Origin of the sequence: Shewanella oncorhynchi, assembly GCF_030848765.1 — a bacterium.
Classification (GTDB): Bacteria; Pseudomonadota; Gammaproteobacteria; order Enterobacterales; family Shewanellaceae; genus Shewanella; species Shewanella oncorhynchi.
Map to the genome: position 1 here is coordinate 3527836 of NZ_CP132914.1, position 16210 is coordinate 3544045.

General features: G+C 46.3%; 13 protein-coding genes. 4 read left to right on the forward strand and 9 right to left on the reverse strand.

Going from position 1 to position 16210, the window contains the following annotated elements:
* Positions 1 to 26 precede the first annotated feature (26 nt).
* Positions 27 to 2453, reverse strand: a complete 2427-nt coding sequence (malQ, locus tag RA178_RS15780; RefSeq protein ID WP_306682711.1) for a 4-alpha-glucanotransferase — start codon at positions 2451 to 2453, stop codon at positions 27 to 29.
* Positions 2454 to 3019: 566 nt separating this feature from the next.
* Here malQ and RA178_RS15785 point away from each other — a divergent pair.
* A complete protein-coding gene (locus RA178_RS15785; protein ID WP_173246022.1) occupies positions 3020 to 3649 on the forward strand; it encodes a peptidylprolyl isomerase in 630 nt (209 codons plus the stop codon).
* Between the two features lie 87 nt (positions 3650 to 3736).
* On the opposite strand, the gene RA178_RS15790 is transcribed toward RA178_RS15785, so the two are convergent.
* The 6 genes from RA178_RS15790 to betI form a co-directional block, all read right to left on the reverse strand.
* The gene (locus RA178_RS15790) at positions 3737 to 4213 is read right to left on the reverse strand and encodes a MarR family winged helix-turn-helix transcriptional regulator (RefSeq protein WP_006080852.1); all 477 of its coding nucleotides are present in this window, start codon (positions 4211 to 4213) and stop codon (positions 3737 to 3739) included.
* Positions 4214 to 4315: 102 nt separating this feature from the next.
* On the reverse strand, positions 4316 to 5020 hold the full coding sequence (locus RA178_RS15795) for a TorF family putative porin (protein ID WP_173246025.1): 705 nt from the start codon (positions 5018 to 5020) through the stop codon (positions 4316 to 4318).
* A gap of 14 nt (positions 5021 to 5034) precedes the next feature.
* Entirely contained in the window at positions 5035 to 6252 is a 1218-nt protein-coding gene (locus RA178_RS15800; protein WP_306682714.1) for a BCCT family transporter, read from the reverse strand.
* A 388-nt stretch (positions 6253 to 6640) separates the two neighbouring features.
* Entirely contained in the window at positions 6641 to 8326 is a 1686-nt protein-coding gene (betA, locus tag RA178_RS15805) for a choline dehydrogenase (protein WP_306682716.1), read from the reverse strand.
* A 9-nt stretch (positions 8327 to 8335) separates the two neighbouring features.
* Complete coding sequence (gene betB, locus RA178_RS15810; protein ID WP_306682718.1) at positions 8336 to 9805, reverse strand: betaine-aldehyde dehydrogenase; 1470 nt, start codon at positions 9803 to 9805, stop codon at positions 8336 to 8338.
* Positions 9790 to 10401, reverse strand: coding sequence for a transcriptional regulator BetI (gene betI, locus RA178_RS15815; RefSeq protein WP_263145113.1), 612 nt, complete (start codon positions 10399 to 10401; stop codon positions 9790 to 9792). Before betI ends, betB begins: the two co-directional genes overlap by 16 nt.
* A 601-nt stretch (positions 10402 to 11002) precedes the next feature.
* Here betI and yiaY point away from each other — a divergent pair.
* From yiaY to RA178_RS15830, 3 genes are all read left to right on the forward strand, one after another.
* Positions 11003 to 12151 carry an L-threonine dehydrogenase gene (gene yiaY, locus RA178_RS15820; RefSeq protein WP_028760717.1) on the forward strand — a complete coding sequence of 383 codons (1149 nt, stop codon included), beginning with the start codon at positions 11003 to 11005 and terminating at the stop codon, positions 12149 to 12151.
* 851 nt (positions 12152 to 13002) lie between these two features.
* Positions 13003 to 13368, forward strand: a complete 366-nt coding sequence (locus tag RA178_RS15825) for a hypothetical protein (protein ID WP_028760718.1) — start codon at positions 13003 to 13005, stop codon at positions 13366 to 13368.
* Positions 13369 to 13656: 288 nt separating this feature from the next.
* On the forward strand, positions 13657 to 13863 hold the full coding sequence (locus tag RA178_RS15830) for a hypothetical protein (RefSeq protein ID WP_028760719.1): 207 nt from the start codon (positions 13657 to 13659) through the stop codon (positions 13861 to 13863).
* An 80-nt stretch (positions 13864 to 13943) separates the two neighbouring features.
* Here RA178_RS15830 and RA178_RS15835 read toward each other — a convergent pair whose 3' ends face one another.
* Positions 13944 to 14312 carry an acyl-CoA thioesterase gene (locus RA178_RS15835; RefSeq protein WP_006080843.1) on the reverse strand — a complete coding sequence of 123 codons (369 nt, stop codon included), beginning with the start codon at positions 14310 to 14312 and terminating at the stop codon, positions 13944 to 13946.
* Between the two features lie 533 nt (positions 14313 to 14845).
* Positions 14846 to 16171, reverse strand: a complete 1326-nt coding sequence (aceA, locus tag RA178_RS15840) for an isocitrate lyase (protein ID WP_028760720.1) — start codon at positions 16169 to 16171, stop codon at positions 14846 to 14848.
* Between the last annotated feature and the right edge of the window lie 39 nt (positions 16172 to 16210).

Consider the following 16210-nt stretch of genomic DNA (forward strand, 5'->3'; position numbering starts at 1 on the left):
TAGGCAGCCTTTCGCTGGTGCTAGATTTAGCTCGGTAGCTGTCTCGCCACAGCGATATTTTGTAATCGCTGCAGTATCTCTGGCGAAGTCGACACTTGCGTTAAATTCAGCGGCAGGCGACGCTGCCAATTTGGATATTCGAGCCAAGTACCGGGAATATTCACCGCATGGCGATCTGCTAATAAATCGCACAGTTGCACGCTGTATAGCGCACTATTACCGCGAGCTCCTAAGGTCATCCAAGCCGTGAGCAAGGTTTGAATATCGAGTTCGGCTATCGTCACATCGGCTAACAGACCTTGAGCGACTAACAGTGAAATGAGTTGCTGCTTTTCATGTTCACGCCCAGCGAGCGCCTCGCCTAGCTGCTCGTCAGTTTCAAACAGGGATAACTGTCGACGCAGGTGTAAATCACTGCCACACCACCAAGCGACTAAAGTCGGCACATCGTGGTTCGCCAGCATCATTAAGCTTTGGGACTTATATTGATCCGGTGATTTAAAGCCTTGATGGTCTTTGCAGAAATAGAACAACTCATTGGAATAAATGCCAGAAGTGTAGAGACGATGAATAATGTCAGGTGGCACCAGTCCTAAATCTTCGCCAATCACCACACAGCGAGCACGTTGGCTCTCAAGGCAAACGATGGCAAGCAAGGTTTCGACGGGATAATACACATAGGCACCGTGACCGAGTTGCTTATCCAGCGGCCACCACCAGAGTCGCAGTAAGCCCATCACATGATCGATACGCAAGGCACCACAGCTTTCCATATTAGCGCGGTTCAAGGCAATAAAATGACTAAAATTATGTTGTTTTAACTTCACAGGATCGAGTGGCGTTAAGCCCCAATTTTGTCCTTGGGGTGCAAAGGGATCGGGCGGTGCACCTATGCTGGCATTCAAACAAAACTGCTCGGCATTAGCCTGTACTTCACTGCCCTGCAGCGCTGCACCGACGGCCAAATCACGGATCAATCCCAGCCCCATCCCAACCTCTTTAGCTTTTAGCTGACAGAGGTGTAACTGCTTTTCAGCCACAAATTGCAGGTAAAGATAGAAACCTTCCTCTTGCACAAACGCTTTAGGACTACGCAAATATTCCGCTTGAGCAAACTCTTGTAGCGCACTGCCCTGCTCACGCACAAACTCATGGAATCTTTGCGCTCTGGGCGTATCATTCGCCAGATGCGTGTCACAAAAAACGCGATATAACTGCTCAAAGGCACGGTATTTCAGCTCGCTCACTTTAGGATAATCGAGCCAATTATCACGATTCAGTAAGGCGATAGCCTCTACCCAAATAGAACTTGAAAATTCAGTGGCAAGAGCTTGGTATTCAGGAACGCTTTGTAATTGAATATAAAGAGGATTAAGTCTGCGGCGATCGCACGGACTATAAGGACTCGGATGCTCTGGCGCCGCGATATCGAGGGCATGCAAGGGATTGAGTTGAATAAAATCCGCGCCCTGCGCCGCCACCAGCCCGATCAGTTGTTCTAAATCACCAAAGTCGCCAATGCCCCATTGGCTCTCGCTGCGCAAACTGTAAAGTTGGACGCTGATCCCCCAAGGTTTATGGCGTTTACCTTGGGCAACAGCCGTGAGTACGCCTTGATAAGCGGCCCGCGGCGCCACCATTAAGGTGCCAGAGAACAAAGTACGAGTATCAGCCTCTGCCGTCACACAGCTCTCTAGCGCCAAGCTTGGCGCTTGTGTACTTGTCGATAGGGCATGTTTTAAGCTTAAGGCTATGCGATGAAAGCCCAAACCTAACACAGAGAAATCACTCGCATTTTTGTCTGCTACTTGCACAAATGAGTCTTGGTTTTTTGTGAATGCAGGGTTGTTAGTGAACTCTTGGCTGCTCAGGAAATAGGACGCTAAATTCACCGCTTCAGTCTCGGCGGGCATTAAGTTGTCAGGGAAAGCTTGGGTCTTGGCCTCAGCTAAATCGAGGCGTGCGAATCCCAGTTGCGTAAGATCAAGGCGATAGTGTAGATAAAGCGTTTGTTCAATGCGGTAATCGCCAATGGACTTAAGCGCCGAGAAAGGCACATCGAATACGATGGACTCACCCTGTTCGCATTCAATCGCCACACTCAGATCTGAGGTATAGGTTTCCGGTAAACAAAGGCTTATCCAAGGTTCATCCACAAAACACCAATGGAATTCAGGTAGCACCTGAGTCCAAGGACGGGCATCCAGTAGATCAATTTGCGACGCGATCAATGCTTCGGTCAATACCGCATCGACACAGGTCAGCCCAGCATCACTCGATAACGCTTCTGTAGCAGGAGCATCAATGGCAGTCCCTGCCACGCTGTTTTTTTCCTGTAACATACAGGTCAAGATACCTTGCCTGTCTACCTCGGAAATATGGATATTTTGGCCAAAACAATCAGTAAATTCTGCTCCAACTCCCCGCAAATACAGCAACTTTTCCAGCCCCATATTTTGTCGCCCCCGCGACCGCTCATCCATAGCTTTAGATATACAGTAACCATGCCAACGAAAAGTAACAAGAAGATGACATAAATATTTCAGAGAAATAACAAAAAACATTTTCAAAAAATCAGTAACTTACTAGAAGCACTCAGTTAAGTTGGCGCTCAGTAGCTATCAGGATATAAAGAGTGGAATGCACTAAATTGGGGCATGCGTTCAGCAAGAGGGCAAGCATGGCTCCTAAAGCATGCAATAAGTGAAGAGCAAAGGGATAGAAATAACATGACAAGCGTAAGTCATTTTTATGTCATTGTGTTCAGACTAATACTAACAAATACGTCAAGTTACATATTAACCACAGATATCAGTGCAACACTTTGTATCAATTGCGTTTTATAACTTGAACAGCCTATCTCTCCTCTGTCAACATCTCGTCTCGCTACAGCATAGAAACATAATAACAACATTAAATTCATGGAACCTGATATGCCCTCACATATACGCCAGTGGCTCAAGCCCATGGAATGCTAAAGCAAAAACACCCCAATGATGATTGAGAATAAGGATATGAAATGAAGAAGTTATCAGGATTACTATTTGTCGGCTGCATAGCCTTGACGGGTTGTGAAGGAAGTACAGATGGTGATTTAACGCCGACGCCACCGACGCCCGATCCCACTCCGCCAACCTTAGCTGCGGATGTGTGTTATTTAATGAAAACGACGAAAGGCGATATCACACTTGCCATTGACTTAACTAACATGCCAATCACAGGTAAAAACTTTAAGCAGTATGTTGATAAGTCTTTCTATAACGGCACCTTATTCCATAGAACCATCAATAACTTTATGATCCAAGGCGGCGGTTTTACCACTGGTCTCAAAAGCAAACCGACCAGTGCCTCAATCAAGAATGAAGCCGCAGTCGGTATTAGCAACAAACGTGGCACTATTGCGATGGCAAGAGCAAATGCACCTGATACCGCTGCCTCTCAGTTCTTTATCAATGTATTAGATAATCCACATCTAGACGCGTCAGCGAGTAGTTATGGTTATGCCGTGTTTGGCAAAGTGGTTGACGGCATAGAGGTGGCAGATCAAATCAGCATAGTCCCAACAAAAAATATCGAAGGCTTCCAAGACACACCAGTACAAGAGATCCTCATCAATTCAGTAACAGAAACAAGCTGCCCTGCTGTCTGATCTAACGCTTAATCGGCTAAAAGCAAAAAAGCACTGAGAATTCAGTGCTTTTTTATCTTATAACTTTAGTCGTTGAAAAAACGAAACTTACTCATCCCCTTGGATCTTCCCCACCAAGAGCATAGGCGCCGCATCAATTTTATCGGCGTCCATCATAGTCGCGATACGCTCAACGGCTGAGAGCAATTGACTCTGCTCCCATTCTTCAAGATTCTGATAACGCTTAATAAAATGATCCTGTAACGGTTTAGGTGAGTCCTGTAACAGTGCTCGGCCCGCATCGCTAAGATATAAATGCACCTTACGTTTATCAGTCTCACTGCGTAGACGGATCACTAAACCACGTCCCTCTAGACGATCGATAATGGTCGTTACAGTCGCAGGGCTGAGCGTAATTTCTTCCGCCACGGTTTTAGCCAATGGCGCATCCAATTGGGCGATTTTCTGCATCACCATCAATTGCGGCCCAGTTAAACCTGAGTGTTTGTTCAGCTGGCGAGAATGAATGTCGATAGCGCGTATCACTCGGCGCAGCGAAATAAGCAGTTGTTCGTACTTTTCCATCGTTCTTTTCATTCTCCCCATTCTAAGCAACGAGTGCACCTTACCAGAAAGCGCGGCTGAACTCACCAAGAGGAGGCACTTTTATGGTAAAAGTCCCTTAGATTACAACATGAATTGACGCGATACCGACAACACTAAACGCTCGTCACTGGTATCTAAGTTCATACTGGTATCTTCGGCGGCAAGGCTAAAATCAAAGCCACTCCAGCTGGTCAGATAGGCGATACGGAAATGATTAAAAGATTTGCCACCATCCCATGACCATTTATCCTCATCAAGTGATGTCGAGCGATCGACACTAAAGCGAATATCATGCCCTTCAGCGACACTGACAGTATGGCCAAGCAACATAGTGTAATGCTCACCACCCAAACCAAAGTAATCCCATGTGTAGGTTAACTTAGCTTCAGAGTGACCCAGTGAACTATCATATCCTAACTTGCTATACAGCTCAGGATAGTTGTACTCATCGGAAAACGACTCGCCGTGGTAAGTGTAATAGGCCAGCCCGACATCGAAACTCAGTTGCTCATTGAGCTGATAAAACTTGCCCGCATAGGCATCGAGTTCCAACCAAGTGCTGTCATTCCCCCCAAAGTCGACGTTCGAGGTAAAGCCGCCCACGTACCATCCCGAATCAAAACCGTAATCCAGACTGCCTTGCAGTGCTGGGCCACTGTCAGTTTGGCTGACACCATTAAAAGTGTAATCCGACGTCGCCGTCACAGTGGCCGATAATCCGGCATTCGCCGCAGTCGACATCAATAACAATCCACCAGCGACAAGATAAAAACATTTTGATTTCATTATTAATTTTTCCATTAGTTGGCTAGCTCAATTTTAGTAAAGTCGATTTTGTTCTCTTTTGGCGAGCGCTCAATGGCACGAACAGTTTGCAATTGCGTCATCATGATGTAACCAAAACAGCTAAAGATCAGGCCCAGTGCGATTGCACCAACCCATTGAATTTGAAGAAAGTCTAATTGAAAAAGTAATGTCAGACTGCAGAGCAAGACTAAGTTAAAACTGACATATTTAAACTTGCCTAACCGCTCAATGGTCAAATTAAGATTATCGGTATAGAGGCGTACAAGTGAGTCGAGTGAATTGATTACAAAGGTAATTCCCACAATCACCATCGCCAGATTATAGAAGCCCGAGGTATCTAAGCCATTGGCGCTGTAGTAATAAAGTACAGTGAACCAAATCGCGATGGGGATAGACGGAAACACCATCATGGCCAACAGCACTTGGTAGGTTTTCATGCCGCCGACAAAGCGTGAGGTAAATTGACCGATCATAATGCTCCACGCAAACCACCAGAACAGATAAAACTCATGGTAGTCGTTGATGGGTAACACAAAATGTTGAATATTGCCGAAGTAGTCACCCAGCATGGCAAAGGTCGTAAAGAACTCGCCCACACTCGAGTCAGCCGATAAAAATGCACTGGCCCACATGATGGCAATCAAGCCTAAAAATAACCAGGTGCTCGCCAGACTCAAGATACGCACATAACGTATGCTAGTGCTGGAATACACAGCCGCGGCGATCACCATAAATACGATTAAATAGAAGCTACCGACTATGGTTTCGCCATCACCTAATTCGGGTAAATACCAAGGTAAATTGCTCAATAGCAAATAGGCGGTAAAGGCGCAGGTGCCAATAATTACGATATTATTGATGAACTTAACCCAAGGAATATCGAAGAATCTCACCCTAGGCTCGATGACACAAAAATAAAAACAGGTTAAAAAGTAGAAGATCCAAATCAAGAAGGCCCAGAAGCCAAACTCAATCGCCAGCGGATTACTAAAGCCGTATTCAGGACTCGCCGCCACATTGGCGTAACCCGCAAACTCGGTGAGCGGAAACATGATCAAGCCGACATCAAGTCCTGAGGTAAACAGAATCGCGATAAAGGTAAAAGTACGCACAGGCGTCACCCCGATACAGCGAATATTGCCCCAGCGATAAATCACAAACGCAATCGCGGCAAAAGTGAACAGTATCCCTGCGGATAATAACCAAGTCATAATGAGCACTCAGTCCCAGTCGATACTGGGTATAAGTCGGCATCTGGATATAGACCCATAAAATGTAACTCCATGTTTTTATTTAATAATAAAAACTGAACCATTTTTAAAGGCAGCGTTCTGCCCTCAAGCCTTAAATATCGCTACTTAAAAATACTCCGCGATAGTTAAACCCTGATAGATGATCAGTCGTGAAAGCGGTCATTTGCACACTCACTGCGGGCTGACCGACCCTTTAGATAAAATGAATCATGACCCTTATTTTGAGTAAACAATTAATGAGTTTTGAGTCATCAATTAATGAGTCATTTCAAAGTTGAAGCCGCCAGTCCATCGATAAGACGGACCGAGCAGGCATGTTGTGCACTTATGGCATTAACTTGCGCCGTTAACCTGTAGCAGTACTTCTTTGTGTGGTTTGCCAAGCATCGGCAACCACAACGGCGGAATCTGCTGGCGCTAACATCTCAGCCTCTAAGATCATATCCGCAGCGCGCTCAGCCAACATTATGGTCGGCGCGTTCAAATTGCCGTTCGGGATAGTCGGGAAAATAGAAGAATCCACCACCCGTAAATTCTGCAATCCATGCACGCGGGTTTCGGGATCCACCACCGCCATCGCATCCATGCCCATCTTGCACGAACAAGAAGGATGGTAAGCACTCTCAACCGATTGACGCACAAAGGCATCGATTTGCGCATCGGTTTGCACTTGTGTGCCGGGTTGAATTTCTTCATCGCGATACTCATCGAATGGCGCTTGATTAATGATCTCACGGGTCAAACGCACGCAGGCCCTAAAGCCTTCAATATCATCGGGATGCTGTAAATAATTGAACTGAATTTTGGGCGGCGCTTTAGGATCTGCCGACACTAAGGTCACGGCACCACGACTCTTAGGCTTGTTATGGCCCACATGTACCTGAAACCCATGACCCGCAAAGGCTTCTTTGCCATCGTAACGCATGGCCGCAGGTAAAAAGTGGTACTGTAAATCTGGCCATTCCAGACCCGCTTTTGAGCGAATAAAGCCACAGGACTCGAAGTGATTCGTGGCCCCTAGGCCAGACTTATCTAAGATCCAACGGGCACCGATTAAGAACTTGCTGAAAGGATCTAACTTGCCATTGAGTGAAATCGGTTTAAGGCATTTGAATTGGAAATAAAACTCTAAATGATCCTGTAAATTCTGACCAACACCGGGCAACTCATGTTGTAACTCGACCCCTGCATCGGCCAATACTTGGGGATCGCCAATGCCTGATAATTGCAGTAAATGCGGCGAACCTATTGAGCCGGCAGCTAAAATCACGTCTTTGTTACAACGAATATCTTCAACTTTACCTTTGTGTTCAATGCGAACGCCAACAGCCGTTTGTCCTTCCAATAACACTTTATGCACTAAAGCGTGGGTCACAACCGTGAGGTTACGTCTAGCCATCGCTGGGCGTAAATAGGCATTGGCGGTTGACCAGCGTACGCCTTTTTTGACCGTCATATGCATAGGGCCAAAACCTTCTTGCTGCGCCGCATTATAATCGGCGGTCGATAAATACCCCGCCGCAATGCCCGCATCCACAAAGGCTTGGTACAAGGGGTTTTGCATTTGATTGCCGTTATTCACGCCTAACGGCCCAGACTCACCGCGATACTCATCACCACCAAAGGCCCAGGTTTCCGCCTTCTTAAAGTACGGTAAGCAGTGGCTATAATCCCAATCGGTCGCCCCTTGCGCCTGCCACTCATCAAAGTCCCTAGCATGACCACGAACGTATACCATGCCATTGATCGACGATGAACCGCCAAGCACCTTGCCCCGAGGACAATGCATCTTGCGATTATCTAAATACGGCTCAGGCTCAGTTTCAAACTGCCAAGCATATTTAGGGCTGTTCATCGGAATTGATAACGCCGTCGGCATTTGAATAAAGATGCTCTTATCGCTGCCACCGGTTTCTAATAACAGCACTTCGTTTTTAGGATCCTTTGACAAGCGATTGGCGAGCACACAACCCGCTGAGCCTGCGCCAACTATGATGTAGTTATAATATTTTTGCTCTAATGACTGAGTCAAAATGCCTCCTTAAAATGGGCTTTCTAAGGGCTGTAGACCCACATAAACGGCTTTAACTTGGGTGTAATGCTTGAGTGTCTCGCTACCGTTTTCACGGCCAATGCCCGACAACTTATAACCTCCCACGGGCATTTCGGCTGGCGAGGCGCCATAGGCATTGATCCAGCAAATACCCACCTGTAACTGATGAATAACCCGATGGGCACGGCTGATATCTTGGGTAAACACCCCAGCGGCCAAGCCCATAGCGGTATTGTTTGCCCGAGCAATCACTTCCGCTTCCTCTTTAAAGGTGAGTACCGACATCACAGGGCCAAAGATTTCTTCTTTACAGATGCGCATCTCGTCGGTGCAATGGGTGAAAATCGTCGGGGCGACAAAGTAACCATTGGGAGCATTTTCCGGCGTTAATGCTGTGCCACCGGTGAGTAGAGTTGCGCCATCGTCGATACCTTGCTGAATATAATCGAGCACTTTTTGCTGGTGGTCTTTGGAGATCAAGGCGCCAAAGTTAGTCTCTGGCGCCATAGGATCGCCCACCACAATATTAGTTTGAGTACGCATAAGCAGTTTTTCGATAAAGCGTGGATAAACCGACTCATGGACAAACACCCGCGTCCCATTGGTACAGACTTCACCTTGGGTATAGAAGTTACCGAGCATGGCACCTGAAACCGCATTGTCGATATCGGCATCGTCAAATACGATAAGCGGTGATTTACCACCGAGTTCCATAGTGACGTCTTGTAATGAACTTGCCGCCGCGGCCATGACTTTTTTACCGGTACCGACTTCCCCCGTGAAGGACACTTTGGCAATATCTGGATGCCCCGTTAACCAAGCGCCAACCTTGCCGTCACCCATCACGACGTTAAATACGCCATCGGGCAGACCCGCCTCACTAAAGAGTTGCGCCAATTTCAGTGCGCCAAGCGGCGTTTCTTCCGAAGGTTTAAAAATCATCACATTGCCGCTGGCTAAGGCAGGCGCCGCCTTCCAACAGGCGATTTGCAATGGATAATTCCACGCGCCAATGCCAGCACAAATGCCTAAGGGCTCGCGGCGGGTGTAATAAAAATCCCCACCGACTTGCTGCTGCGCGCCTTCAAGCCCTGGGGCAATATGGGCGAAAAATTCGATAGCATCTGCGCCTGTGACCACATCAACCACTGAGGCTTCTTGCCAAGGTTTACCTGTGTCGCACACTTCGATTGCCGCGAGTTCATCATTACGAGCACGCAATAATGCGACCGCCTTTAACAGAATACGACTGCGTTCGGTGGCGCTCATGGCTGACCAAATCACAAAGCCTTTTTTGGCGCTCTCGATGGCCGCTTGCTGAATTTTTTCATCAGCCACTTGCACTCGATACGCCAATTGCCCGGTGGCAGGATTGACGACGTCGAAGGTTTCGCCGCTGTCGTTAGCGAGCAACTGACCCGCAATAAAGTTGTACTGAACTTCTACTGATACTGACATGTATTAACTCCATGCTGCTTTATCACGTTATGGATAAAGGTTTTGCATAATTTTTCGGCCTGAACAAAATCTTGCTCAGGGGTTTCACTTAAGGCGCTGCGTAACCAAAATCCATCGATCATCGCCGCCGTTTGCTCAGCAGCCATCAGGGCAAACTCTTTGGGCAACACGTGCCGAAAGGAAAAATGTAAGTTGCTGTATAAGCGGCGACTATTGATATTCTGCAAACGGGCTAACTGGGGATCGTGGACGGCCTGTGCCCAAAAACTCAGCCAAGTGTGAGTGACATTTCGTGAGCGCTGTAACTCGGTAAAATTCGCTTCAACTATCATCATTAAGCGCTCTGTTGGCGCCAACACTTGTCCTTGGATTCGATTGAGCAACGCTTGCTTTAACTGCTCGAGCAAGTGGCGCAGCGTCGCTTGGATCAAGCCCTGCTTACCACTGAAATAATGACTGATGATCCCCGACGACATCCCCGCCAACTGACTAATGCTGTTGATGGTCGTGTGCTGCAATCCATGCAAGGCAACCGATGCTAATGTCGCATCGATAAGCTGCTGTCTGCGTATCAATTTCATTGCGGCTTTAGGCATAAATACTCAAGGAATAACCACTCTCTCAATACTCTGAACGACGTTAATTGAACGTTCAATTAACAATCATGATAATGATTAGTGATGTAACTATCAACCTAAAATAGCACAGTGACAAAGCTCACAAGTTAGTTATGTAAAAAAGAATTAATCTGTAAAAACAAGATAAATGTATAGATTTCTTTGACTTACGGCCCTACCACAACCACAGCAGCACGCATAAATTAATATTAGATATCAAACTAATTAATTGGAGTTAATGCTACAAATGAGAGTATTCATGAGGTTTAACCTCTGTTAGATTTAACAATTGAGCCGTCAAACTCTGGATAAGAAAGTGGGATAAAAAGTAAACGAAAAATGCACAGAAATGATGCATCACCAGGGGCGCTAACAACGCTAAAAAAACCATATCGTACGCCAACACTAATACCCGTCATAAAAGTCCGAAATTTAGTTACCCAGTTCCAACTTTAGTGGGAAATTACCCTCAGATAAGCGCCGAACTCGATCAAGCTCACACTTTCACTACCTCCAAATTGGTAGCTTGATCACCAGAAAAGAACACAACTTAATCTTTACAAGCAAATAGGTGGATTTTATGGCTGCTAAATTTTTTATTCCTTCTGTCAACGTATTAGGCCAAGGCGCAGTGGATGATGCTATCGGTGACATCAAAACCTTAGGCTTTAAACACGCACTCATAGTGACAGATAAACCCTTAGTCAAGATTGGCTTAGTGGGTGAAGTGGCCGAAAAACTCGGTCAAAATGGCATTACCTCCACCATCTATGATGGCGTACAACCTAATCCAACAGTGACGAACGTCGAAGCGGGTTTAGCCCTGTTAAAAGCCAACAAGTGTGACTTTGTGATTTCACTCGGCGGCGGTTCACCCCATGATTGTGCCAAAGGTATCGCCCTTGTTGCCACCAATGGCGGCAGCATTAAGGATTACGAAGGGTTAGATCAATCCGCAAAACCACAATTGCCGTTAGTGGCCATTAATACGACGGCAGGTACTGCCAGTGAAATGACGCGCTTCTGTATCATTACCGACGAAGCCCGCCACATTAAAATGGCGATTGTCGATAAACACACCACGCCTTTGCTGTCGGTCAACGACCCTGAGCTCATGCTGAAAAAGCCTGCGAGCCTAACTGCCGCAACTGGTATGGATGCACTGACTCACGCGGTTGAAGCCTATGTGTCTATTGCAGCTAACCCGATCACCGACGCCTGTGCGATCAAGGCCATGGAATTGATTCAAGCTAACTTAGTCAACGCAGTTGAAAACGGTCAAGACATCAACGCCCGTGAACAAATGGCCTACGCCCAATTCTTAGCGGGTATGGCGTTTAACAATGCCAGCTTAGGTTATGTGCATGCGATGGCGCACCAATTAGGCGGTTTCTACGATCTGCCCCACGGCGTGTGTAACGCCCTGCTGCTGCCCCATGTGCAGGAATATAACGCCCAGGTCGTCCCTGCACGCTTAAAAGACATTGCCAAGGCTATGGGTGTCGATGTGTCTGCGATGACAGATGAGCAAGGTGCCAGTGCGGCGATAGCGGCAATCAAAAAACTGTCTGTTGCGGTTAAGATCCCTGAAAACCTGACCTTATTAGGCGTGAAAGCGGAAGATATTCCAACACTTGCGGATAACGCGTTAAAAGATGCCTGTGGATTCACGAATCCAAAACAAGCGACCCATGCGGAGATCTGTCAGATCTTCACTAATGCGCTGTAATTGTGCGCTGTAATCGCGATACCTTACCAATCGCAAGTTAGCACACAGCAATCGTGCGCTAACTTGCTGGATAACGACTTATTGTCCTGCTAGTGCGTAAACACGACTTCATCCTCCAATGAATTCGTTTTAGGCTCCAATAGTGCACAGATTATTGCTGTACTATTGGGGCCTTTTTTACACCTGTATCAACAAGATGGTGAGGTAAGTTACTATCTTAAAAATTGAGTAACAAAAACCAACATAAAACTCAGTGTCTATGCACCTTTGCACTGACAAAACGCTCACAAATCAGCATATTCAAGAAGAAAGGATCTGAACCTCAAATATTCATAGCAAAATGATATAAAAAACGTGATCTCTGTGGGTTACAGACTGTTACAGATCCGATAAGATGGCCCCAGTTCGCTTTTTCCCTGCAAAAGATGAAGCCAGCTGAGAGGCCCGTTCTAACGAATGGGCCTCTGTCCATTCTGCTTTCTGCGTTTCCTCTGCGACAACTTAGTACTGCCACTTATACGTATTGCTCCCATCAAAGTTTAATTAACCTATTTACTCCGCTGTTCGCTCTTTTTATCAATAAGACTTACTGACGACCAAGTTGTTGCTTTATTAATCAGTAATTCAGCAAAAGCGAAACTTCACCCAAAACTGAGATCTAGCACAAAGTTATTGGCATAAAACTCATGCTAAATAGAGACATGACAGATTAAGTAAATGGTTAATTTTCATGCAGTAACTATCCTTCTCCGTCAAAAAACATCAAGGCTATATAGACTTAATTAATGATTGACCGAATTCAAAAACGATGCCTATGATGGCAACAATATCCTCGAACAGGTAGGTACGCTATGACTGCAATCACCCATGTATATAACTACACAGTTAGATGTCCACATTACAAAGATCCTGAACATCCCGTTACTTGGTTAAATCATATTGAAATGAACCAGTCCTGTGAGATCGCGTTAAATCGCATCACTAAATGGCACGAGCTTTCTGGGGAAAAAACCTTCGAAACGAATAAGTTTGTGGTTCGTAAAGCCGAAAATGAAGATGCTTACTTCTCAATGCAGAGTGACAGACTCAAAAATGATGGCCATGCCTTAGTCACCTTTAAAATCTTTTTAGACGATTGCTGTGACGATGCGGCGCCAGAAGAAATCATGCAGCACCTGATTGAAGACTATCAACAACGCTTAGCCAAACTCGAATAATCTTTGCAGTATTATTTAGCGACCTTAGACGCCAGTGCGCAAAACGCCACTGGCGTTTTTATTTGTCGAGTTCGATAACTCAACCCACGACGTCATTTACTGCTTTCTGTTTCGCTCACTCGGTTGACACTCGCCCAGAAGCATTGCAACAGCGACTCGGCAGATAATATCGCCATAGCGTGATTCAGCTCAAGATCTGTTATATTGTCCCGAATGTCATTTAGTACAGTAAAAATGGCAAGGCCCAGTAAATTGAGTTACGAACTTAAATTGAGGATTAGCATCACAATGAATAAAGCGACGCTCATTATTATTCCTTTATTACTCGCTACATCCGCCTGTGCGGATTTAAAGGACGCAGGCCGTGCCATCGGCACAACGACTAAAGAAGTCACCACTGAGATAGGCCACGCGACTCGAGACACGACAAAAGCCATAGGTCATGCTTCACGGGATGCGGTCAAATCGGTAAAAGAAGATTTAACCAAAGACTAATGACAGTGACGCCTAGGTGTCACTGCTCATTTTAAGCATCTTATACATTTAAGCATCACGCATTTTAAGCGCCACGCCCCTTAAGCCGCATTCGCCCGAATACCATGGGGCACAGGCAATCCTTGGGCATTCACATGCACAAACACCATCTTATCTATACTCACCACTGGCGCCTGCGTCATCTTATTGCGTACTTGACAGCTGACAGTAATCGAGCTGTGGCCGAGACTCACGAGCTCCAGACCAAACTCAATCACATCCCCTTGATGTGCTGGCGTCATAAAGTTGATTTCAGAAATCAGCTTAGTCACATGACTGGTGCTCTTCATCTGGCAGGCAGCAAAAATAGCGGCCTCCTCATCTATCCAACTGAGCAACTGACCGCCAAACAGGGTGTTTGCTGGATTTAAATGTTCAGGTTTAACTAAACGGCGACTGTAATATTTCATGGCGGTGACCTCAATGTGAATGCCAGCAATCAGCTTTAATACGCTATAACTTTCCACATTATTCAGAGCATTTTCCAGGCCACTATTGATAGCCATTAAATAACAATGAGATAGCAATAAGCTGCTGTAAAATAATCCGATTATTGCACCAAGTCGCATCAGAGTTGCACCATATTAATCAGCGCAATAGTGAACCAATAAGCAAAAAAATAGCGACTCATAGAGTCGCCAAGCTAAGGCAAGCAAAAACTTACTGGGTAGGAAGTTAAGTCACAAAATTTGACTTAAAAACCCGCACAGCACATGTAGGCGAACTGCACGGGGATAACAGCTGCAAAGCAGCTAAACACAGGCTTACGGGTAACACTCTTTCATACTCGACTCGATATTTAAGCTGCAAGCTCGGTAACTCATCACAGTCCGCCCTTGCCCTCTATTTCGAGTTTTTAACCACGCCTCACCACACATCGGCATAAGGCGTGCTGAGGAGTGATCCACAATCACAATGGACCATCCTAAGCGCTGCTTACTGCTTAAAACTGCTCTTCTTCGGTAGAACCTGTCAGTGCGGTCACTGATGAATGGCCACCTTGAATAACCGTAGTCACTTGGTCGAAATAACCTGTGCCCACTTCCTGTTGATGCGCGACGAAGGTGTAACCTTTCTTCGCTGCAGCAAACTCAACTTCTTGAACTTTTTCAACATAATGCTTCATACCTTCGCCACGAGCATAGTCGTAAGCGAGGTCGAACATGTTGTACCACATGTTGTGGATACCGGCTAAAGTGATGAACTGGTACTTGTAGCCCATGTCTGACAAGGCTTGTTGGAAGCGCGCGATAGTGGCGTCGTCCAGATTTTTCTTCCAGTTGAACGAAGGCGAACAGTTATAAGCAAGCAGTTGATCTGGGTACTGAGCATGAATCGCTTCAGCAAAAACACGCGCTTCTTCAAGATCCGGTTTAGCGGTTTCACACCAAATCAAATCCGCATACGGGGCGTAAGCTAGACCGCGAGAAATCGCTTGGTCAAGACCCGCTTTAACACGGTAGAAACCTTCATTAGTGCGCTCGCCTGTCACGAAATCACGGTCGTATGGGTCACAATCTGAAGTTAACAAATCGGCCGCGTTAGCATCGGTACGGGCGATAACCAGTGTATCGACACCGCTCACATCCGCCGCTAAACGTGCAGCAACCAGCTTTTGTACCGCTTCTTGGGTTGGCACTAATACTTTGCCGCCCATGTGACCACATTTCTTCACTGAAGCTAACTGATCTTCAAAGTGAACACCGGCAGCGCCTGCGTCAATCATCGACTTCATCAGTTCGAAGGCATTTAATACGCCGCCAAAACCCGCTTCTGCGTCAGCAATAATTGGCAGAAAGTAATCAACAAATTTTTCATCTTCTGGATTAACGCCATTGCCCCACTGAATTTGGTCAGCACGACGGAATGAGTTATTGATGCGTGACACCACAGCTGGCACTGAGTTGGCAGGGTATAAAGATTGATCTGGGTACATAGTGCCGGCTAAGTTAGCATCGGCTGCCACTTGCCAACCTGAAAGGTAAATCGCTTCGATACCCGCTTTCGCCTGTTGTACCGCTTGACCACCCGTTAACGCACCCAGTGAATTCACATAGCCTTTTTTAGCGCCACCGTTAACCAATTCCCATAACTTAGCAGCACCGCGCTTAGCGATAGTATTCTCAGGCACGATTGAACCGCGAAGCGCAACCACTTCTTCTGCGGTATAAGGACGACGCACGTGTTTCCAACGTGGGTTTTCTGCCCAATCTCGCTTGATTGCATCAATCTGTTCTTGACGTGAAGTCTGAGTCGTTGCCTTAGTCATAGTGTCGCTCCTTTATCTTTGATGTTGTAGCTATCATGA

Coding starts and splice junctions, on each gene's coding strand:
- RA178_RS15800 (WP_306682714.1), bottom strand. CDS start 6,252: ATGACTTGGTTATTATCCGCAGGGATACTGTTCACTTTTGCCGCGATT.
- malQ (WP_306682711.1), bottom strand. CDS start 2,453: ATGGGGCTGGAAAAGTTGCTGTATTTGCGGGGAGTTGGAGCAGAATTT.
- RA178_RS15835 (WP_006080843.1), bottom strand. CDS start 14,312: ATGAAATATTACAGTCGCCGTTTAGTTAAACCTGAACATTTAAATCCA.
- RA178_RS15825 (WP_028760718.1), top strand. CDS start 13,003: ATGACTGCAATCACCCATGTATATAACTACACAGTTAGATGTCCACAT.
- RA178_RS15830 (WP_028760719.1), top strand. CDS start 13,657: ATGAATAAAGCGACGCTCATTATTATTCCTTTATTACTCGCTACATCC.
- betI (WP_263145113.1), bottom strand. CDS start 10,401: ATGCCTAAAGCCGCAATGAAATTGATACGCAGACAGCAGCTTATCGAT.
- yiaY (WP_028760717.1), top strand. CDS start 11,003: ATGGCTGCTAAATTTTTTATTCCTTCTGTCAACGTATTAGGCCAAGGC.
- aceA (WP_028760720.1), bottom strand. CDS start 16,171: ATGACTAAGGCAACGACTCAGACTTCACGTCAAGAACAGATTGATGCA.
- RA178_RS15785 (WP_173246022.1), top strand. CDS start 3,020: ATGAAGAAGTTATCAGGATTACTATTTGTCGGCTGCATAGCCTTGACG.
- RA178_RS15795 (WP_173246025.1), bottom strand. CDS start 5,020: ATGAAATCAAAATGTTTTTATCTTGTCGCTGGTGGATTGTTATTGATG.
- betB (WP_306682718.1), bottom strand. CDS start 9,805: ATGTCAGTATCAGTAGAAGTTCAGTACAACTTTATTGCGGGTCAGTTG.
- RA178_RS15790 (WP_006080852.1), bottom strand. CDS start 4,213: ATGGAAAAGTACGAACAACTGCTTATTTCGCTGCGCCGAGTGATACGC.